At 63.5% G+C, this 18,946-nt stretch carries 19 protein-coding genes; 7 read left to right on the top strand and 12 right to left on the bottom strand.

Going from position 1 to position 18,946, the window contains the following annotated elements; translation table 11 throughout:
* Positions 1-85 precede the first annotated feature (85 nt).
* Positions 86-661, top strand: a complete 576-nt coding sequence (locus JJ896_07685) for a polyisoprenoid-binding protein (protein ID MBO6779520.1) — start codon at positions 86-88, stop codon at positions 659-661.
* Between the two features lie 233 nt (positions 662-894).
* Entirely contained in the window at positions 895-1,599 is a 705-nt protein-coding gene (gene purQ, locus JJ896_07690) for a phosphoribosylformylglycinamidine synthase subunit PurQ (GenBank protein MBO6779521.1), read from the top strand.
* A gap of 4 nt (positions 1,600-1,603) precedes the next feature.
* On the opposite strand, the gene JJ896_07695 is transcribed toward purQ, so the two are convergent.
* The 5 genes from JJ896_07695 to JJ896_07715 form a co-directional block, all read right to left on the bottom strand.
* Entirely contained in the window at positions 1,604-2,026 is a 423-nt protein-coding gene (locus JJ896_07695) for a hypothetical protein (protein MBO6779522.1), read from the bottom strand.
* A gap of 4 nt (positions 2,027-2,030) precedes the next feature.
* Positions 2,031-2,774 (bottom strand): succinate dehydrogenase/fumarate reductase iron-sulfur subunit, encoded by a 744-nt coding sequence (locus tag JJ896_07700; protein ID MBO6779523.1) that lies wholly within the window; start codon positions 2,772-2,774, stop codon positions 2,031-2,033.
* Between the two features lie 19 nt (positions 2,775-2,793).
* Positions 2,794-4,713, bottom strand: a complete 1,920-nt coding sequence (locus tag JJ896_07705) for a fumarate reductase/succinate dehydrogenase flavoprotein subunit (protein ID MBO6779524.1) — start codon at positions 4,711-4,713, stop codon at positions 2,794-2,796.
* A gap of 7 nt (positions 4,714-4,720) precedes the next feature.
* Complete coding sequence (locus JJ896_07710) at positions 4,721-5,419, bottom strand: succinate dehydrogenase cytochrome b subunit (GenBank protein ID MBO6779525.1); 699 nt, start codon at positions 5,417-5,419, stop codon at positions 4,721-4,723.
* Between the two features lie 556 nt (positions 5,420-5,975).
* A complete protein-coding gene (locus tag JJ896_07715; GenBank protein ID MBO6779526.1) occupies positions 5,976-7,103 on the bottom strand; it encodes a citrate synthase in 1,128 nt (375 codons plus the stop codon).
* Between the two features lie 558 nt (positions 7,104-7,661).
* Between JJ896_07715 and JJ896_07720 the strand changes: the two genes are divergently transcribed.
* From JJ896_07720 to JJ896_07735, 4 genes are read left to right on the top strand one after another with little or no spacing between them, the layout of a single operon-like run.
* Positions 7,662-10,496 (top strand): Rne/Rng family ribonuclease, encoded by a 2,835-nt coding sequence (locus tag JJ896_07720; protein MBO6779527.1) that lies wholly within the window; start codon positions 7,662-7,664, stop codon positions 10,494-10,496.
* Complete coding sequence (locus JJ896_07725) at positions 10,493-11,209, top strand: hypothetical protein (protein ID MBO6779528.1); 717 nt, start codon at positions 10,493-10,495, stop codon at positions 11,207-11,209. The genes JJ896_07720 and JJ896_07725 overlap by 4 nt, the downstream gene beginning before the upstream one ends.
* 14 nt (positions 11,210-11,223) lie before the next feature.
* Positions 11,224-11,514 carry a hypothetical protein gene (locus tag JJ896_07730; GenBank protein ID MBO6779529.1) on the top strand — a complete coding sequence of 97 codons (291 nt, stop codon included), beginning with the start codon at positions 11,224-11,226 and terminating at the stop codon, positions 11,512-11,514.
* Positions 11,507-12,295 (top strand): MBL fold metallo-hydrolase, encoded by a 789-nt coding sequence (locus JJ896_07735; GenBank protein ID MBO6779530.1) that lies wholly within the window; start codon positions 11,507-11,509, stop codon positions 12,293-12,295. Before JJ896_07730 ends, JJ896_07735 begins: the two co-directional genes overlap by 8 nt.
* 12 nt (positions 12,296-12,307) lie before the next feature.
* On the opposite strand, the gene JJ896_07740 is transcribed toward JJ896_07735, so the two are convergent.
* The 3 genes from JJ896_07740 to JJ896_07750 all read right to left on the bottom strand — a co-directional run bounded on the left by JJ896_07740 (position 12,308) and on the right by JJ896_07750 (position 14,712).
* Positions 12,308-12,844 (bottom strand): hypothetical protein, encoded by a 537-nt coding sequence (locus tag JJ896_07740; protein MBO6779531.1) that lies wholly within the window; start codon positions 12,842-12,844, stop codon positions 12,308-12,310.
* Between the two features lie 120 nt (positions 12,845-12,964).
* Entirely contained in the window at positions 12,965-13,909 is a 945-nt protein-coding gene (locus tag JJ896_07745; protein MBO6779532.1) for an MBL fold metallo-hydrolase, read from the bottom strand.
* Positions 13,906-14,712 (bottom strand): SDR family oxidoreductase, encoded by an 807-nt coding sequence (locus JJ896_07750; GenBank protein ID MBO6779533.1) that lies wholly within the window; start codon positions 14,710-14,712, stop codon positions 13,906-13,908. Before JJ896_07750 ends, JJ896_07745 begins: the two co-directional genes overlap by 4 nt.
* A gap of 79 nt (positions 14,713-14,791) precedes the next feature.
* Between JJ896_07750 and JJ896_07755 the strand changes: the two genes are divergently transcribed.
* The gene (locus tag JJ896_07755) at positions 14,792-15,193 is read left to right on the top strand and encodes a RidA family protein (GenBank protein ID MBO6779534.1); all 402 of its coding nucleotides are present in this window, start codon (positions 14,792-14,794) and stop codon (positions 15,191-15,193) included.
* A 1-nt stretch (position 15,194) separates the two neighbouring features.
* Here the strand turns inward: JJ896_07755 and JJ896_07760 are convergent, their stop codons facing one another.
* The 4 genes from JJ896_07760 to JJ896_07775 form a co-directional block, all read right to left on the bottom strand.
* Positions 15,195-15,755: a hypothetical protein gene (locus JJ896_07760; protein ID MBO6779535.1), complete on the bottom strand. Its 561-nt coding sequence runs from the start codon at positions 15,753-15,755 to the stop codon at positions 15,195-15,197.
* 130 nt (positions 15,756-15,885) lie between these two features.
* A complete protein-coding gene (locus JJ896_07765) occupies positions 15,886-17,106 on the bottom strand; it encodes an N-acetylmuramoyl-L-alanine amidase (protein MBO6779536.1) in 1,221 nt (406 codons plus the stop codon).
* A gap of 181 nt (positions 17,107-17,287) precedes the next feature.
* The gene (locus JJ896_07770; GenBank protein MBO6779537.1) at positions 17,288-17,989 is read right to left on the bottom strand and encodes a hypothetical protein; all 702 of its coding nucleotides are present in this window, start codon (positions 17,987-17,989) and stop codon (positions 17,288-17,290) included.
* 35 nt (positions 17,990-18,024) lie between these two features.
* Entirely contained in the window at positions 18,025-18,939 is a 915-nt protein-coding gene (locus tag JJ896_07775; protein MBO6779538.1) for a hypothetical protein, read from the bottom strand.
* Positions 18,940-18,946: the final 7 nt, after the last annotated feature.

An 18,946-nucleotide genomic window follows, 5' to 3' on the forward strand; every position in this document is an offset into this window, starting at 1 on the left:
CGCCACACAGGCTTGGCGGCCGGGAGATACCGACCTCCATGACGTTCTGTCCAATGCCTGACAACCAAAACACGCAATTTTTGCAATGAGCAAAGCACTCCTGATGGCGGTCGCCGCGACTGTAGCCATCGCCGGTGCGGTCGAGACGTACCAGATCGACGCCGCACACTCCAACATCGGATTCAAGGTCCGGCACCTGGGCATCACCAATGTGAACGGTTCATTCACCGACTACGAGGCGACGGCAACCGTAGACCCGGCCGATCTGTCCACGCTGAAGGCAGAAGCCGTGATCCAGACCGGATCCGTAGACACGGGAATCGAGCGCCGGGACAATCACCTGCGCAGCGATGACTTCTTCAATGCCGAGGCGTTTCCGACCATGACGTTCACGTCAAAGGAAGTACGCAACCTGGACGGCGGTGAGTTCGAGCTGGTCGGTGACCTGACCATCCGCGACGTGACCAAGGAGATTGTGCTGGACGTGGAGTATCTCGGTTCAGCAACCATGCGCGGCAATCAGGTGCTGGGTTTCGAGGCCCGCGGGTCAATCAGTCGCTTTGACTATGGTCTCAAGTGGGATGCGCTCACCGAGGCGGGCGGACTGATCGTCGCCGAAGATGTACGACTCATCCTCGAACTTGAAGCGACGGCCCAGTAGGCACTGCACCATGTGTGTGGACTGAGATAATCTCTCATCACCGGGTCCGCCAGGAGGGAGGGCGGATCAGGTGCCCTGTACGCGGCGTGCGGCCTTGGTCGCACGCCGCTGCAGTATGTTGAGGTTTCGACGCGCCCGGTCTCCGACCCGGCCCGGGTGCCCCGAATTCACGCGCACAAAACTCTGCCGCCGAGCCTGCGCGTTATTTTTCAGCGCAACCCAATCCTGCTGCCATGTCCGCACGCGTCGGCGTCATCGTTTTTCCCGGATCGAACTGCGACCACGATGCCTATCACGCCCTCAAGCATGTCATGGGGCAGGATGTGCGCTTCATCTGGCACAAGGAGGCTGCTCTCGGCGAACTCGATCTTGTGATTGTGCCGGGGGGATTCTCCTACGGCGACTACCTCCGCTCAGGTGCCATCGCCCGATTCAGCCCCATCATGCAGGACGTGGTGCGTTTTGCCCGGTCCGGAGGGTTGACGCTCGGGGTCTGCAACGGCTTTCAGATTCTGTGTGAGGCTGGTCTGCTACCGGGGGCGCTGATGCGCAACGCATCCCTGCGTTTCGTCTGCAAGCCGGTTCACATCCGGGTCGAATCGACAGGCACGCCCTTCACACAGGGTCTCACCCCGGGCGACGTGCTGGAAATTCCGGTGGCCCATGGAGAAGGCAACTACTACGCATCCGCCGAAGTCCTGCAGAAACTGGAGGACGATGGGCAGGTGGTGTTCCGCTACGTCACGACGGATGGTCAGGTGACACGGGAGGCGAACCCCAACGGCTCGGCGAACAACATCGCCGGAATCCGTAACGCTGCCGGCAACGTGCTTGGCATGATGCCGCATCCGGAGCGTCATGTCGAGAGCCTGCTGGGGTCGGCAGACGGACTTCGACTCTTCGAAAGCGCGCTGTCGGAACTCGGCGCGGCGGTCTGACCCGCTAGGTGCTGTTCAGTCTCCGCTTTACGGCCGGCCCGGCCATGAGCACCAGCAATAGCGCGGCGAGTACCGTCACGGCCGTCCAGCCATAAAGCCGATATCGGGAGGCAACGCGCTGCACGTCCACGTGGCGCATCACCGTCCCCATGCGTTGTTGCCAGTCGGCGATTTCCCCTTCGAGTTCCAGACGGCGGGCATCCGTCGTGCCGGCTGCGGCTCGCTCGGCCAGTCGCACGCCGAGGGAATCCCGCGTCGCCGCGTACTGCACGTCCGGATCGCCGTCGAAGCCCGCAGCCTCGACGGCGGCAGCACGCAGCGCAGGCACCTCGGTCTCGAATGCCAGAAGGTCCCCGGCGAACACGACCAGGTAGAAGGCCACAACCGCAGCAAGCACCCAGCGCAGGATCTGCGCAACCCTGCGCACGGGACTACCGACTCAGGCTGGCTTTGAGGTAGTCGCGGCGCATGCGCGCGATCGACGAGATCGAAATACCCTTTGGGCACACCGCCTCGCACTCCGCATGGTTGGAGCAGTCCCCGAAGCCCTCCTCGGCCATCTGGTCCACCATGTTGAGCACCCGCTCGTCGCGCTCCGGCTGACCCTGTGGCAGCATGGAGAGCTGCGCAATCTTGGCGGAGGTGAAGAGTGAGGCGGAGGCGTTGGGGCACGCTGCAACACAGGCACCGCAGCCGATGCACGTCGCGTAGTCCATCGCCAGATCCACATCCTCCTTGGCGATGGGCAGGGCGTTGGCATCAGGGGCCGATCCCGTACTCACGGACACGTAGCCGCCCGCCGCGATGATGCGGTCGAACGAGCTGCGGTCCACCACCAGGTCCTTGATGATGGGGAACGCTGTGGCTCGCCACGGCTCTACGACGATGGTGTCGCCGTCCTTGTAGTGCCGCATGTGCAGCTGGCAGCAGGCCGTGCGCTGCTGGGGGCCGTGGGCCACCCCGTCCACCACGACGCCGCAGGATCCGCAGATACCCTCCCGGCAATCATGATCGAACTCCACAGGGCGCTTGCCTTCTCCAATGAGCTGCTCGTTGAGCACGTCCAGGAGCTCGAGGAACGACATGTGCGGATTGGCATCCGGCACGGTGTACTCCTCAAATCCACCCTTGGTATTGGGGCCTTCCTGACGCCAGACTTTCAGCTTGATTCGCATGGGGTTCATGGATCTGAGGCTATTTGTAGCTCCGAGTGGTCAGCTTGACGTTTTCGAATTCCAACTGCTCCTTGTGCAGTTTGGGCTGGGACGGGTCGCCGGTGAATTCCCAGGCGGCGACGTAGGCATACTCGTCGTCCTTACGCAGCGCTTCGCCTTCGGGGGTCTGGTACTCCTCGCGGAAGTGACCACCGGCCGATTCCTCTCGATTGAGGGCATCGAGGGCCATCTGCTCACCCAGTTCCATGAAGTCGGCCACGCGACCGGCGAACTCGAGGTTCTTGTTGAACGTGTTGGGCTCGCCCGGCACACGCACGTTTTCCCAGAACTCAGCACGCAGACTCTGAATCTTGCCTAGCGACTCCTTGAGGGCATCGCCGGTGCGCGACATGCCGACATAGTCCCAGATGAGCGCGCCCAGTTCGCGGTGGAACTCGGTGACGGTCTTGGTGCCGTTCACATTCAGCAACCTGTCGATGCGGGTGCGCGCGGCGTCCTCCGCTTCGGCGAACGCGTCGTGGTCGGTGGTGGCCGCTTCGAGCCGGTTGGAGGCGATGTAGTCTCCCAGCGTGTAAGGGATCACGAAGTAGCCGTCCGCCAGACCCTGCATGAGCGCCGAGGCTCCCAGACGGTTGGCGCCGTGGTCACTGAAGTTGGCCTCTCCGAGCGCAAAGAGTCCGGGGATCGTGGTCTGCAGCCCGTAGTCGACCCAGAGGCCCCCCATGGTGTAGTGCACGGCCGGGTAGATGCGCATCGGCACCTTGTACGGATTCTCGCCGGTGATGCGCTCGTACATCTCGAACAGATTGCCATATCGCTCGCGAATGGCCTGTTCGCCGAGTCGATTGATGGCGTCGGCAAAGTCCAGATAAACGGCCAGGCCGGTTTCTCCCACGCCGCGGCCTTCGTCGCAGACATACTTGGCGTTCCGGGATGCCACGTCTCGTGGTACCAGGTTGCCGAAGCTCGGATAGCGGCGCTCGAGGTAATAGTCCCGCTCGTCCTCGGGAATCTGTCTGGGCGGCCTGGGGTCACCAGGCTTTTTGGGTACCCAGACGCGACCGTCGTTGCGCAGACTCTCGCTCATGAGCGTGAGCTTGGACTGGTAGTCTCCCGACACCGGAATGCACGTCGGGTGAATCTGGGTGTAGCAGGGGTTGGCGAAGAACGCTCCTCGACGATGACAGCGCCAGGCCGCGGTCACGTTGGAGTTCTTGGCGTTCGTGGACAGGTAGTAGACGTTGCCGTATCCGCCCGTGCAAAGCAGGACCGCATCGCCCAGGTGCCGTTCCAGTTCTCCTGTGACCAGGTTCCGCGTGATGATGCCGCGGGCCCGGCCGTCGATGACGACGAGGTCCAGCATCTCCTGGCGCGTGTGCATCTGGACTTTGCCGGTTTCCATCTGGCGCGCCAGGGCCTGGTAGGCTCCAAGCAGTAGCTGCTGTCCGGTCTGCCCCCTGGCATAAAACGTCCTGGACACCTGCGCGCCGCCAAACGACCGGTTCGCCAGTAGCCCGCCGTACTCGCGAGCAAACGGCACGCCCTGGGCGACTGCCTGGTCAATGATATTGTTCGATATCTGCGCCAGACGGTAGACGTTCGCTTCCCGTGAGCGATAGTCACCACCCTTGATCGTGTCGTAGAAGAGCCGCCACACCGTGTCGCCGTCGTTCGGGTAGTTCTTCGCGGCGTTTATGCCGCCCTGGGCCGCAATGGAGTGGGCACGGCGGGCAGAATCCTGGATACAGAACGCCTTGACGTTATACCCCAGTTCGGCCAGAGTGGCGGCCGCGGAACCACCGGCAAGACCGGTGCCGACCACGATCACATCGTGCTTTCGCTTGTTGGCCGGGTTGACCAGCTTGATGCTGTTCTTGTAGTTGTCCCACTTCTCCTGGAGTCGGCCGGCAGGGACCTGTGAGTCGGGTAGGGTAGCCATGGACCGGTCAGATAAGATTGAAATAGACGCCCAGGGGCACGAACAGAAATCCAAGCCCGATGGCGGCGCCCAGAACGCCGCCTGCCACGTAGAGCGGTGCCGAGATCGACGGCCGCATGGCGCCGATGGACTGAAGCGCGCTCCAGACGCCATGGCGCAGGTGCACCATCAGAAGCAGCATGACGGCCGTGTACCCGAAGGCATAGCCTGGAGACGCAAACCGCTCGCGCACCAGCTTGGCCAGGTCCCGGATGGGCTCGGCTCCATCGTAGGCTACCAGGTAGGCTTCGCTGGCGTTGCCGGGACCGCCGGGGCCAAACTTGAAGCTGGCCAGGTGCAGGACCAGGAAGCCGAGCAGAATCAGACCGGTGACGATCATCGAACGGGAGGAAGCGCTCTGGTAACTGGGCTTGCCTGCACTCTGGTACCGATCGTATCCGACAGGGCGGGCCTTGCGCTTGCCGAGCCAGATATTGATGCCTGCAACGATGTGGAACAGGAAGAAGGCCAGCAGTACGGCCTCAATCAGATAGAACAGGGCGCCGAGTCCGGTCAGAAATTCGGCGTACTCGTTGTATGCCTGATCGCTGGCCAGAAGAGCCAGGTTGCCCGTCATGTGGGCAAGCACGAAGCCGGTCAGCGCAAGTCCCGTGACCCCGGTGATCACCTTTTTCAGGACCGGGGATTGAAACAGCTTTTTCAGCATGCGGATGGTGCGGTTTGCGGCCGGAGGCCCGCTGGGGAGGCCGCGTTATCTCTGCGCGAAATACCTACGCCGGAGAATACGCCTGTGTCCGCTCAAACGCCCGGGCCGACGGGTTCAAACAGGGATTTCATCGGTCGTCGGGCTGACCGGGACTGAGGCGCGGTGAGCGGGACTTGGCCGTTCTTTTGAGACTTAGGCGCGGTTTAGGGGTGGCGATGTGGAATCGAGGCCCCGGATTCCGCATCGGCGCCCAGCTGGCGGGTCCCAACGTGGAATTCGGGGCCGTATTCCACTCGGTGCCGCGGGGGGCGCGTAGCGACGTGTAATGCGGGGTTGGTATTCCACAACCGCGCGCCTTGGTGGGCGCTGCACCGGGCCGCCGCCGCACCGGGCCGCCGCCGCACCGGGCCGCCGCCGCGCCGGGCAGCCCTCGCACCGGGCCGCCCTCGCACCGGGCCGCCCTCGCACCGGGCCGCCCTCGCACCGGGCCACACCGGGCCGCACCGCACCGGGCCGCCGCCGCACCGGGCCGCACCGTCTGCCGGGACCCGACGGACTATCTGGGAACGCTGCGGGCCGAAGGGCCCACGTAAGCGGCCCGCGGCCGGATCAGTCGGTTGCCGTCCCACTGCTCCAGCAGGTGGGCCGTCCATCCGGCCATGCGACTCATGGCGAAAATGGGCGTGAAGAGGCCGCCCGGGATGCCGAGCAGCGCATACACCGAAGCAGAGAAGAAGTCCACGTTCGGGTACAGCGACTTCTCCCGGGCCATGGTTTCCATCAGCGTCGTGGAGAGCGTCAGCCAGGACGTATCTCCGCGCTCGGCGCTCAGGTCGGCCAGCATTTCGCGCAGGAATGTGGCCCGGGGATCGATGGTCTTGTAGACCCTGTGACCGAAGCCCATGATGCGCTCCCTGGCGGCGAGCTTGTCCATGACATAGCGTTCAGGGTCCTTGCCGGAGGCGCGGATCTCGTCCAGCATCTCCTTCACCTTCAGGTTGGCCCCTCCGTGCAGCGGTCCCTTCAGCGCGGCAATGGCTCCGGTGACCGCTCCGTACATGTCTGCCATCGTGGCCGCTATCACCCGTCCGGCAAAGGTCGACGCGTTCAGTCCGTGCTCGGCATGCAGAATAAGGCAGGCATCGAAGATGCGGCTGGCCTGCGGACCGGGGCGCTCACCGTGCAGCATGTACAGGAAGTTGTCCGCCTCATTCAGGTCGGGATCGGGCATCAGGGGGCTCTTCCCGGCCTGGATACGGGCTATGGCGGCCACGATGACAGGCGTGCGCGCCACCAGGCGCACGGCCTTGCGAAGATTGGCGTCCCGATCCGGCGAGTCGGCCTCCCCATCGCTCAGGCCGAGCGCCGAGACCGCAGTGCGAAGCACCGCCATCGGGGAGGAGGTCGAAGGCGCGTGGTCCAGCAGGTTCACAACCCCGGGCGGCAGCGAGCGGCTCCTGCGAAGCCGGTCGGTGAGTTCGGTCCGCTGAGCCGGGTCGGGCAGATCGCCGTGCCATAGCAGATGCACCACGTCCTCGAAGGTGCTGTGCCGGGCCAGGTCATCGATCTCGTATCCGCCGTAGACCAAGTGGCCCTTGGCACCGTCGATGTCGCTGATTCGGCTTTCGAGGGCGACGACGCCCTCCAGGCCGCGTCCGGCTGAGGAGGTGGAAGCAGTGCTCATGTTCGGGACTGTTGCCGGGTGCGCATTCGGGGTTTGCGGGGGATCATTTCGGCACGATCATGGATTATACGACGACCGAGGTCCGCGCCCGAGCGGACACCAAGATTCGAATTTCAGGTCTGCTTCCCCCGGTATGCGTACATCCATCATGAAATCTGGGCCACAGCGCAGGCGCGCGGCTCTGGTTTCGATGTACATGGTCCTCCTTGCAGGGGGCTGGTCGGTGCGGCAGATCTTGCGAACCATCGCACTTCTTTCCGATTGGAGGCCCGCTCTGGGCCCATCCGGTCGGCACTTTCCCCGACTTCGAAGCACCCCGATTCATTCGGCTTCGGATTCGCGGACTCATCTTCCAAAAGGCCAGCGCTCCGTCGACGTCGCCTCAAGACGCTTCGGGAGACCTGTATTCACCCAGTGGCCGGCGGCAGGTCCGCCCGGCAGTCCATTGCCCGGGATTTTCCGGGCTCAGGCGGGATCTGAAGTAGTACGACCCGCCGGATTTTCTGCCCGTGGTATCGGGCGGTCTCCAGGGGACAGGAGCGCGGCCGCGCGAATTCCATGTCCAAAGAGCTTGTTATCAACTCCGACGGTCAGACCACCCGGATCGCCATCGTTGAAGGCGGCGATCTCGCGGAACTCTTTATTGAGACCGAGGAGCATGAACGAACCATCGGCAACCTGTTTGTCGGCCGGATCCGCAGGGTCATGCCGAGCATCCAGGCGGCCTTCGTCGACATTGGTCAGAAACAGGACGCGTTTCTCCATTTCTCTGACCTGAGCGAGAGCATCCCGGACTGGCTCGAATACGTCAAGTCCGACAAGCCTGAAATAGCCCGGTTTGCATCCGGGTCGGCCAAACAGTCCAAAGGCGGAAAGCGACGCAAGCCGGTCAGTGCCCGACGCAGAAAGCGGCTGGAAGACGGGGCCGAGGATCCGGAAGCTGAATTGGCCCTCGAGCAGGAGGACGACCAGCAAAAACGGGGCGTTGTAGGACTGCGGGGACGACATCGCCGCAAGGCCGGCCAGAAGGTGCAGGCCGAGCAGCGCGGTCGCTCCGGGCGTCGCGGAGGCGGGCAGTCGCAAGAGCATGACGACGGCGTGCCTCCGGAGTCCTTCCTCCAGCGGGATCAGCCCATCCTGGTGAAGATCTCCAAAGAGCCCATCGCCCAGAAGGGGTCCCGAGTTACGACGGACATCTCCCTGGCCGGCAGATTCCTGGTGCTGGTACCCATGGCCAACTATGTGGCCGTGTCCAAGAAGGTGTCTTCGTTCAAGGAGCGGCGCAGGCTCCGTGCGCTGGCCAAGATGCTGCTCCCGGACGGATTCGGCGTGATTGTGCGCACGCAGGCGGAAGGTCAGAACGCCAAGGCGCTCGATACGGATCTGCGGCTCCTGCGGGAGAAGTGGACCGAGATCGAGAAGCGGCTGGCCGAGAAGCCCAAGCCGCCCGTGGCCGTCTACGAGGACGTAAACATGGTGTCCTCGATCATGCGCGACCTGTTTTCGGTGGACTTCGATCGCATTCTGATCGATGAGCAGCGCATGTACCGCAACATCAAGGGCTATGTGCAGGCGGTCGCACCGGACATGGGGGCCAAGGTGAGATTCCACGACAAGAAGACGCCCGTGTTCAAGACGGTCGGCATCGACCGCGCGGTGGCGGAAGCGTTTGAGAGCCGGGTAAACCTGCCGTCGGGAGGCTACCTGTATATCGAGCAGACCGAGGCCATGCACGTGGTCGACGTGAACTCGGGCCGCGCCGGCAAGGGGCTTTCCCAGGAGGAAAACTCCCTCAAGGTGAACATCGAGGCTGCCAAGGTGATTGCCCGGCAGATCCGACTGCGGGACCTGGGCGGGATCCTGGTCATCGACTTCATCGACATGCGCAGCGAGCGCAGTCGCCGCAAGGTGTACGAGCAGATGCGGCGGGAATTCCGCAAGGACCGCGCGGTGACCAAGGTGCTTCCGATGAGCGACTTTGGTCTGATGCAGATTACCCGGCAGCGCCTGCGTCCCAGCATCACGCACACCTTCTCGGATCTGCACGAAGAATCGGTGGCCGATATCGATGCAAAGGCGGCCAGCAGCGGCATCCGGGAGGCGCGGGAACGCCCGCGGGTTGTGGAGCCCAGTGAGGTCATTGGTCGCATCGAGGATTGGCTCGAGGCATTCGGCAACGCCCGCTGGAAGGGTGCCATCCGGCTCAAGGTGCATCCGTTTACGGCGGCCTATCTGTCCAAGGGCCTGTTTGGGTTCTGGCTACCCTGTCTGTTCCGATACCGCATGCGGGTCGTGCTGGAGGGGTCGCCGGGAATGGACCCGGGACGGTTCCGGTTCTACGACGAAACCAACGGCAAGGAAATACGGCGTCCACCTCGACGCGGACGCAAGAAGCGCGAGGAGGTCGGTCGCGGAAAGGGCACGCAGCGCAAGGATGGCCAGGCGGCGTCGACGGAAGCCGAGGACGCACCCCAGGCAAGGGATGCTCAGGCTCCCGCAGAGGCAACGAGCGGTCGCGGGTCAGAGCAGCGAAACGAGCGGCGCGGACGCGGCAAGCGATCCGAGGACACACCCCAGAGCGACGGCCGGGCACGGAGAGGCGGTTCGGGCAGGAATCAGGATCAACAGAGCCGGCGAGCCCAGAAAGCCCGGGGCGATGCGGACTCCAAATCGGAATCGTCCAAGTCCGATTCTGAGTCCGGCAAGTCTTCCCGCTCCAACCGCTCGCGCTCTGAGGCTCAGAAGCCCAGGCGAGAGAGCAAGCCGCGGAGTTCAGCTCGCGCCGAGAAGGCGGCGGGTGCAAAGGCGGCCGTAGTCTCCGACGGGGAGTCGTCGACGGCCGCGGAAGTCTCCAGTAACGGCTCCGAGTCCGCCGAGGCGAAGCCGAAAACCCGCTCGCGCCGCAGTTCGACGTCGCGCCGGCAGACAAAGACTGCGCAGGCTGAAGAGGCGTCTGCGGAGGCGGTAGACAAGGCGATGCCGAAGCAGGATTCCGCAGCACCCGAAGCCCGGGATTCGTCCCTCGAAATCGCCGAGAGCGACCTGGCGGACACCGGAGATGGGGCCAAGAGCACCAAAGCCGGCAAGGCGGCCGGCTCGCGACGCAAGTCCCGGGTCAAGGCCGAGCCGGAGGTCAAGGCGGAGCGGTCCTCGACTGAAGACACGGAACATGCGTCCGGCAAGAACGGCTCTCCCGAAGACGAACACTCCGTGGAGCAGCCACCGACCTCAGTGGAGGCGGCGCAAAAGACCGTGCAACTGAACGCGTCCGACTCGGCGGAAAAGGAGGCAGCCGGGCCGGCCGAGGCGTCGGCTGAAGAGAAAATGCCGAAGGTCCAGCCGTTCAAGCTGCGATACTCGTCCAGTCACCAGCCCGCTCAGTCCGACCAGTGAGGTTCATTCGGCTTCTGGCCGCCGCAGTCCTGTTGGCCGCGATGCTCCCTGCTTCGGGGAATGCGCAGCCACGCCCGGAATTGTCCACCGTGACCGTGGCCGCCGTTCCGGTCGCGTTTGCGCTGGATCATGAGAATCCGGCCATCGCGTTCGACTTCTCGGAGACGGTGGTCGGCCTCTACATCACACGCCCCGGCCTGCAGATTGCTCTGCACAACGGCTCTCCGTTCAATGATGACGGGGCGCTGGACCTGTTCGATCTCAACCTCAGCGTGTTTGGTCGGTTGCTGGCCGATCGAACGGAGGACTGGCCGGTCTTCGTGCCGGTCATGCTCCACTCGAGCTACCGGCGGGTCAGACGCATCGAGTCCGGCTCACAGTTCGCCGCATTCGAGTATACCGGCGTGGGGCTTGGCGCCGGGCTTGCCGGTCGCAGGGAGTCTGGCAGAGTGAGCGTGCAGGTTCGCGGAGTCCCCGGCATCGGGTATGCAACCCGCAGTTTCGGCGCCTCCGGCGGATGGACGACCCTCGTAGACAGCGATCTGCACATTACCGTAGACCAGTTGTTCGGACGATTCGGTCTGGCGCTGGGATACGGCTTTCGGTATCAGGCCTGGCGTGTCGGGGGGCCGGATGCGTTCGATGCGGCCGGATCGGGCAAGGTGACCTATGACGGAAATACCCAGTCTCTGCGGGTAGGAATCACCTGGTAGGCGTAGATTCGACCATGAAGGTTCAACAGGTGGTCAAGGAACTGGAGCAGGCCGTGCGTGAGCTCGGCGTTCCGGTTCGCAGGGAGAAGGGCAGTTTTCGCGGAGGTCTGTGCGTGCGCAATGACGAGACCCTGATGATGCTGAACAAGAACCAGCCTGCGGAGGCGCACCTGGCGGTGCTGGCGAGGGCCCTGCAAACGTTACCCGTGGACTCGGTGTATCTGAAGCCCGCAGTGCGCAAGGTGCTGGAAGATGCCTGGGCCGCTGCGGTCGATGTCGAACTGCAGGAAGAGGCTGATGGCTGATCCGGTCCGGGTCACCCTGCTGGGTACCGGGACATCGACGGGCGTGCCCGTGATCGGCTGTCGATGCCGGGTCTGCAACTCACCGGATCCTCGTGATCGGCGGTCGCGGTGCTCTGCCCTGGTGGAGTGGGGCGGTGTGTCGGTCCTGATTGATGTCGGCCCTGATTTTCGCATGCAGGCGCTCACACAGCACGTGGAGCACATCGACGCCGTGCTGTTCACCCACCACCACTTTGACCACGTCGTGGGGCTCGACGATCTCCGCCCCTTTCTCTTCCGCAATCGGGAGGCCATTCCGTGTTATGCGCCCCGGGAAACCGAGCAGACCCTACGGCGCATGTTCGCCTACATCTTCGAGGACGGTAGCTATCCGGGAGTCTCGAACCTGACCCTGACGCGCATCGACTCGCAGCCGGTTGCTCTGTACTCCCGTCGGGATGATGCGGCGATAGAGGTGCAGCCCATTCCGGTGTCCCACGGGGGCACGACGGTGTTCGGATACCGGTTCGGGCCCTTTGCCTACCTCACAGACACCAACCTCATCCCCAAGGAGAGCTTTCGTTTGCTGGACGGCGTCGAGGTGCTGGTCCTGGATGCGCTACGCAGGGACCCGCATCGCAGCCATTTTTCGTTCGATGAGGCGGTGGCGGCTGCGGAGCGAATCGGGGCCCGGGAAACCTGGTTTGTGCACATGACGCACTCGGTGCTGCACGCAGTCGAGGACGCAGCTTTGCCGCCCGGGATGCGCCTTGCCTATGACGGGCTTCGGCTGGAGGCCTGACGGGGACGAGCTTCAGTTCGAGGCGCTCCGGGCATAGTAGCCGTCGAACCAGACGGACCAGGTCTGGCCCTCGTCGCGCGACTCCTCAATGAACTGGCGCACCCTCCCGTCGTCCATCGGCGTGAAGCTCATGCGCATCATGGTCGTGGTGCCGTTCCCGTACACATTGGTGCCCTCGAATCGCATGGCTCCGTCCCGGAATTCACCCTCGTAGCGGGTGTGGCCTCCACGGCCATCGACCCAAAGCTGATGCCATCTGCCGGTCGCCGCGTCCAGATAGTTGAAACTCCGGCCGGTGCCGCCGTTGGCGCTGGTCCAGTTCTCCTGTAGCACGCACTCGGTTTCGACCAGATCTATGCGGTTCACGCCGGCCACGGCCCCGCCGGGCACGGTGACTTCCCACTCACCAATCCAGAAGTCAAACGCGCGGAAGCGCTCATCATAGTGGCATGGTCGCGCCTGACGATCAGCGTCGGCGTCGGCAACATCTTGTGCGGACGCGGAGGCAACCAGGGACAGTGCCAGAATGGGGAGTAGCAGAAGGCGCATGGGGATGGGGGAGCAGGTGAGAAGCGAACCTAGGCAGGAGATCCCATCGTGCGTGAGATCGGGCTGGTCGATCGTTGCGGCCGCGCTGCGAATCGTGTCCCTGCGACGCCGGTCTGTGCGTCAGAGTTCGAACAGCGCCCCTTCCACGGCCATGCGGAATCCGGCATCGATGACACGCTGACGCTCGGGGCCGTCCCAGAGCGCCGGGTTGCTGTGGTTGAGATGGATGAAGTGGATCTTGGCACGTTCCGATTCCGGCAAGTCCTCAAACCGCTGCATGGAGTGCGTAATGAACGGATGTGGGAAGCCGGACATGTCACGGCCGGGGACTTCTCCGTTCGCAAAGAACGTCGCGTCGAGAAAGGCCAGATCTACACGGGCGATGTGCTCTTCAATGGATTCACCCCAGGCATCCCAGTCCTCCCACGAATCGATGTCCGGGATGAAGAGCACAGACCGGGAGGGGCCTTGAACGTGGTAGCCGACGACTTCCGAGTACTCCTGTCGGTGAGGCACAAGAACGGCTGTCACCGCAAACGGGCTGATCTGGACCGGCGTGCCCGCTTCCAACTCGGAAAGTTGGATGTTCTGTTTGTTGACCAGTTGGGACCAGGGCCCGTCAGCCCGCAGGAACGCTGCCATGCGCGGCATGGCGTGCACGTTCACATCAGAAGCACCCATGGATTCGTGACCGAGGTACATCAGCCCGGCGTAATGCCCGATGTGCGCATGGGTCAGGAAAATGGCCGGCAAACCGGATGCGCCGAGCAGGTGCATGCGTCGAAGTTGACGCGGCAGGTCTGGTGTCGCATCGAGCAGCAGGGAGGTCCCTGACTCCGGATCGATGAGCCCGAGAGAGCTGACAAGGCGCCGTTTTCCGGGATCGGTCCAGCCGGGGTGATCCCAATCGCCGGTCTGGGGAACCCCGCCGTCCTGCCCTATGCCCAGCACAGCCAAAAAGGGCGTTTCGGGCGTCGGAACCGGGAGTCCGGACCTGGCCTCCCGCTCCGGAGACGGGGAGGCACAGGCACCGGCCAGAACGACCAGTAGAAGAAGCCTACTCACAGCAGTGACTTCACGGCGCCACCGTCAATCGGCAGGCCGACACCGGTGATATATCCGGCAGGCCGGGACGCCAGGAACGCGACCGTCGCCCCGAATTCCTCCTCCGTGCCGATGCGTTTCAGTGCCGAGCTTTCGGCCCAGCCGGCCTCGACCTCATCGACCGACTTGCCCGTGCGTTCCGAAAGTGCGTCCGACAGATGGCGCAATCGATCCGTGCGCGTGTACCCCGGGAGCACCGTGTTCACTGTAATGCCGAGTGCACCCACCTCTTCCGACAGGCTTTTGGCGAACCCCTGCACGCCTGCCCTTGAGACGTTGCTGAGATAGAGTGTGGGAATGGGCTGCTTGGCGCTCAGTGACGAGATCATGATGATGCGGCCCCAGCCGTCCCTCTCGGCAGTACGCTTGAGATGGGGCAACGCATGTCGGGACAGATTGATGGTGCTCATCAGGTTCAACTGGAGTGCCTTCTCCCAGTCTGAGGCGTCGAAGTCGTCGATGGTGCCGGCCGGCGGCCCGCCGGCGTTCGTGACCAGGACGTGCAGGCCACCGAAGGCGTCTGCGGTCTTCCGCAGCGCCGATGCCAGCTGTGCCTCATCAGTGACATCACATGCCAGCGGCAGCACGGTCGCTCCAGGGTGTGCGGCACGGAGAGATTCAGCCGCCTCCGCGATGCGATCCTCACTGCGGGAGCAGATGGCTACCCGCGCGCCACAGCCCAGGAGCGCATCGGCACAGGCTTTACCAAGACCGCTGCTGGCGCCGGCTACAAATGCGGCGCTTCCGTCGAGACCCAGTTCCATGTTCTTTAATCAGAATTCGATACGTCTAAGGAGCAACCTCACCAAGGTACGGTAGTGGCTCTCCTACTTTCGATCCACCATGAGAAGAGAGAAGGTCACCGTCCGCCGCCAGCGTATCAAAACAAAGCTGGCCCCCGCCGCCATCGGCCCCTACAGTCAGGCCATTCTGGCGGGAGATACCCTGTATTGCTCCGGGCAGATCGCGATTGATCCGGCTACCGGGCACATGGTGACCGACAGCGTTGAGATTGAAGCGGAGCGTGTGCTGGACAACCTGGGCGCCGTGCTACGGGCCGCCGGGATGGACTTCCGTCACGTGGTACGGTGCACCGTCTACCTGGCGGATATCAATGACTACGCGCAGGTGAACGAGATTTATTCGCGCTACTTCAGCGACGATGCCCCAGCTCGGGAGGCCGTGCAGGTGGCCGCACTTCCGCGGGGGGCGCGCGTGGAGATTTCCTGCGTAGCAGTCCGGTAGGCTAGAGGCCTTCCAGCTCCAGTCTCAGGGTCAGGACCAGTCCGATCTCATATTCCCGACCTGCAATGAGGCGGGAGGGGTCGATCTGAAGCAGAGGCTCGAACGAGTCCTGAGCCACGAAGCCCGCCACATCCCGACCGGGCCTTGGGGTCATGGGTGCTTCGGCCGCTTCCGGGAATGTGTCCTGCTCCGCCACTTCTGTCACGCTGTTGCCGGAGGCGCGCAGTTTGAGGATGGCCCGATCCAGGAAGTCCAGCCGCTCCTGAATCGGGAACAGCATGCGCAGCCGCACGGACTCGACATTGGCTGACACCAGGTCGGTACGCGTGAATCCTCGACTCTCGAGAAACTCGTCAATCTCCAGGGAGCACGAGCAGAGGATGTCTGCCAGGCGCCCGGTCTGCAGGTCGTCCGAGTCGAACGTGAAGCGAATGGGATTGCCGTCTCCATCTGCCGACACCTCGGCGGTCAGAACAACAAGGTCGTCCGGGCCGGTGGTCGAGTCGCAACCGGCCAGAAGGACGGCCAGGAAGAGGGTCGGGAGGATCAGGCGGGTGCGCATGCGGCGGTGTCGGTCCGAGATGGGCAATCCATACGACGTGCAGGGCCGGGAGATTCGACCGGGAGGGCTCTGGTTTCCTCGATGCCCCGCTTCCGGGCTTACCGCCGCTACCAGTGAGTTCGTCTTGCCGCTAGTCCTGCGCGGAGAGCAGACTTCCCTCAACCGTGGCTTTATAGTCGCGAATAGCCCTGAAAATGGCCGATGCCATGTAGTCCACGCCTTGCGCGGTGCGCAGGAATCGCGCTTCGGTGGGGTTGGATATGAATCCCAACTCCACGAGCACCGCAGGCATGGCTGCTGCCCACAGTACCTGAAAATTGCCCTCCTTGACGCCACGGCTTTTTCGCTGCACCCGGTCCTCAAACTGGTGTTCGATGAGGGCCGCGAGTTCCTCACTCTGTCTCAGGAACGCGCTCTGAGCCAGCTGGAGGCGAATCAGCGCCGCCTGATCGAACTGATCATAGTGTGACTGGTCGCTTTCCATCTGGATGACGGAGTTCTCTCGTTCTATGACTCCCTGCGCTGATCCGCCCTTGTTCATGCCCAGGAAATAGGTCTCCGTCCCGTGCGCGCCCGTGTTGCGGGCCATGTTGGCGTGGATCGAGATGAACAGGTCCGCCTCCGCACGATTGGCGATGCGGCCCCGCTCTCGCAGCTCCACGAACGAGTCGTCCGTGCGGGTGTAGATCACCTCGACTCCGAGACGCTCTTCCAGATACTGTCCAAGCTTACGGGCTACCGGGAGCACGACGTCCTTCTCTCTGAGACGTCCCGAACCGACCGCGCCGGGATCGTGTCCACCATGGCCGGCATCGATGGCGATGCGATCTATGCGCCACCTGGAGGCCGCCTGTGAGACTGACGTTGTCGCCGGCTGCAGCACCGGTGTCGGGGCTTCTTCCGCGGGTGCCGACACGGGTTGGCCGGAGGCGGGCAGTATCGCTGCCGCGGCCTCCAGTTCGGTCGCAACCGGGAGTCCGGTCTGCGTGATGGCGACCAGAAGGTCATCCGAGGCGTCATCCCGATAGGCGTCCGCCAGGATTGGGCCATCGGTCCGAAATTCAATTACCAGATGAGCCCGCTCCGGCCTGGCGCGGTAGGCTTCGATAGGCGCGCGCGGAGCGGCTCCCGCGAAGTCGCGTGAACGCTTGACGTTGTACAGGGTCACTTCCCAGGCGCCGTCGCCGTTCTGTCTGGGGTCCGAAAACGCCGCGACGCGGTTGTCCAGGTGCAGTCGCAATACCTGACGGTGTCCGGAGGCTGATTCCACAAAGCTCACGGCGTGCAGCCGTGGCGCACGCTCACCCGCAAGCGGGTTCAGGAGGGCCAGAAAGAGGAGTCCGGTCAGCATGATCTGTGGTCACCGTAGGTGGACTCGAGGAGACAAAGCGGATGCCGTTTTCGCGTATGTGTAGGTATCGGCGCGCAGGCCCGCCAATGAAGCCCTTCCTCTGCGGGGCAAAACAACCAGGGGCCCCGAATCTGGAATTCGGAGCCCCTGGCCGTGAAAGGTTTTCCGGGTATGCCGGGGCCTACCAATCCAGCAGGTCCCGCTCACCGAGCAGCTGCCGCTTGCGACGCTGGATGATCTCCTCGCGCGCCTCGCGTCGCTCAGCCATACGTGCCTCGAGCTCACCCAGACGCTCGCTCATCCTCTGGGCCTGCTCCTGCTCGCGGGCCATCTTGGCCTCAAAGGCCTCGGCCAGCAACTCGTCGAGTTCGGCTTCCAGCTCGGCCCGGTCCGCCTCGGCGGCGCGACGCACCTCCCGGGCCAGTTCCTGAATCCTGCGCTCCATGCTGCGCAGTTCGGGGTCCATCTCAAACGAAAGCCGTCCGGCCAACTCGGCCAGTTCTCGCGAACCGCGCAGCAGGTCTCCGTTTATGGAATAGGCGCGGCGAGGTCCCTGACCGAAGCCCTCCCAGACGAACGGCTCCGCGTCGTCGGAAAAGAATGCGTTGTCGCGCAGGCGGTCGAAGGCCCGCAAGGGGCCATCCATATTCCCCACCCAGACGCTGTGTCCGTTGTCGCCGAGCAGCACGCTCACTTCCTCGCCATCATCGCCTGTGATGGTGAGCCGGTTTCCCTCGGCGCGGTCGACGTCCTTTCCGTTGACCAGTATGCGGCCATCACGGATTTCTATGCGGATGGTTTTGTCGTCCTCCTGAGCCCGAGACTCGGGGGCGACCATGGCGAACAGGGCAAGGGCCATCAGGCCGGTAACGAGTCGTTTCATGTTGGTCGCTTGTTCGTGGTTGTGCGATGCGGTGATCAGTTCAGCTGGCCGAGCAATTCCCGGATGCGCCGATCGATGATCTCCTGCTTGTTGCGTTCTCGTGCATCCAGCTGCGAACGGAGTTCGGTGAGCCGGTCACCAAGCTCCTCGATCTCGGAGCGACGGTTCTCCTGCTTGAGCTCAAAAATTTCGGAGAGCTTCTCGTGCAGGGTCTCCTGCAGTTCCTGCTTTTGACGGGAATCGTCGGTGGTCAGAATCCTCGACGCCAGGCGCCGGGTCTCCATTTCCATCAGGTGCTCTCGCACGATGCGGTCATACAGCCCCGAATTCCGGTTCTGCACGTCCTCGAGGTACGTCTGAAGCTCTATCTGCGGAAAGGCACGGACCACATCGGCCGCCTCACGTGCTTCCTGATGCAGGCGGATGGCTGCCTGACTGGCCGGCATATCAGCCAACACGTCCATGCGCTGCAGCTTGCCGTCCAGCAGTTCGAAGTACTGCCGCATGGGTTGCGGCGTTGTCACCGCGACGCGGTTGCCCTGCAGGTCAAACAGACCACCCTGGCCCTGCACAAGGGGCCGGGGCTCCGACGTGGAGCTGAGCCGGCGCATCAGAAACGGATTCGCGGCCCGCGGTGACTCGAGGTAGCTGTCTCCGCGCCCTACAAAAATCAGGAATGCATCATCGGAGGGTTCTGCCTGGACCAGGCGTCCTCCTTCAATGGAGTAGGTGTATTCGCCCATCCGGAAGCGGGCCGGCCCGGAAAAGGACAGACTGGCCGTCAGCCCTTCCAGTTCAAGCGTTTCGGGCAGCTCCTCGGCGGCCTGCCGCTGTCCGTTCACAAAGACGGCGCCTTCCTCGATGCGGATGGTATTGGTTTGGGCCGCTGCGGTGAGCGTCATTCCGAAGAACAGCGCCAGAGCGAACGACCGAACAGTCTGGGTATACATGGTTGTT

This window comes from Rhodothermales bacterium, from assembly GCA_017643395.1.
GTDB lineage: Bacteria > Bacteroidota > Rhodothermia > Rhodothermales > UBA10348 > JABDJZ01.

Coding starts and splice junctions, on each gene's coding strand:
- JJ896_07685 (MBO6779520.1), top strand. CDS start 86: ATGAGCAAAGCACTCCTGATGGCGGTCGCCGCGACTGTAGCCATCGCC.
- purQ (MBO6779521.1), top strand. CDS start 895: ATGTCCGCACGCGTCGGCGTCATCGTTTTTCCCGGATCGAACTGCGAC.
- JJ896_07700 (MBO6779523.1), bottom strand. CDS start 2,774: ATGCGAATCAAGCTGAAAGTCTGGCGTCAGGAAGGCCCCAATACCAAG.
- JJ896_07705 (MBO6779524.1), bottom strand. CDS start 4,713: ATGGCTACCCTACCCGACTCACAGGTCCCTGCCGGCCGACTCCAGGAG.
- JJ896_07710 (MBO6779525.1), bottom strand. CDS start 5,419: ATGCTGAAAAAGCTGTTTCAATCCCCGGTCCTGAAAAAGGTGATCACC.
- JJ896_07715 (MBO6779526.1), bottom strand. CDS start 7,103: ATGAGCACTGCTTCCACCTCCTCAGCCGGACGCGGCCTGGAGGGCGTC.
- JJ896_07720 (MBO6779527.1), top strand. CDS start 7,662: ATGTCCAAAGAGCTTGTTATCAACTCCGACGGTCAGACCACCCGGATC.
- JJ896_07730 (MBO6779529.1), top strand. CDS start 11,224: ATGAAGGTTCAACAGGTGGTCAAGGAACTGGAGCAGGCCGTGCGTGAG.
- JJ896_07735 (MBO6779530.1), top strand. CDS start 11,507: ATGGCTGATCCGGTCCGGGTCACCCTGCTGGGTACCGGGACATCGACG.
- JJ896_07740 (MBO6779531.1), bottom strand. CDS start 12,844: ATGCGCCTTCTGCTACTCCCCATTCTGGCACTGTCCCTGGTTGCCTCC.
- JJ896_07750 (MBO6779533.1), bottom strand. CDS start 14,712: ATGGAACTGGGTCTCGACGGAAGCGCCGCATTTGTAGCCGGCGCCAGC.
- JJ896_07755 (MBO6779534.1), top strand. CDS start 14,792: ATGAGAAGAGAGAAGGTCACCGTCCGCCGCCAGCGTATCAAAACAAAG.
- JJ896_07760 (MBO6779535.1), bottom strand. CDS start 15,755: ATGCGCACCCGCCTGATCCTCCCGACCCTCTTCCTGGCCGTCCTTCTG.
- JJ896_07765 (MBO6779536.1), bottom strand. CDS start 17,106: ATGCTGACCGGACTCCTCTTTCTGGCCCTCCTGAACCCGCTTGCGGGT.
- JJ896_07770 (MBO6779537.1), bottom strand. CDS start 17,989: ATGAAACGACTCGTTACCGGCCTGATGGCCCTTGCCCTGTTCGCCATG.
- JJ896_07775 (MBO6779538.1), bottom strand. CDS start 18,939: ATGTATACCCAGACTGTTCGGTCGTTCGCTCTGGCGCTGTTCTTCGGA.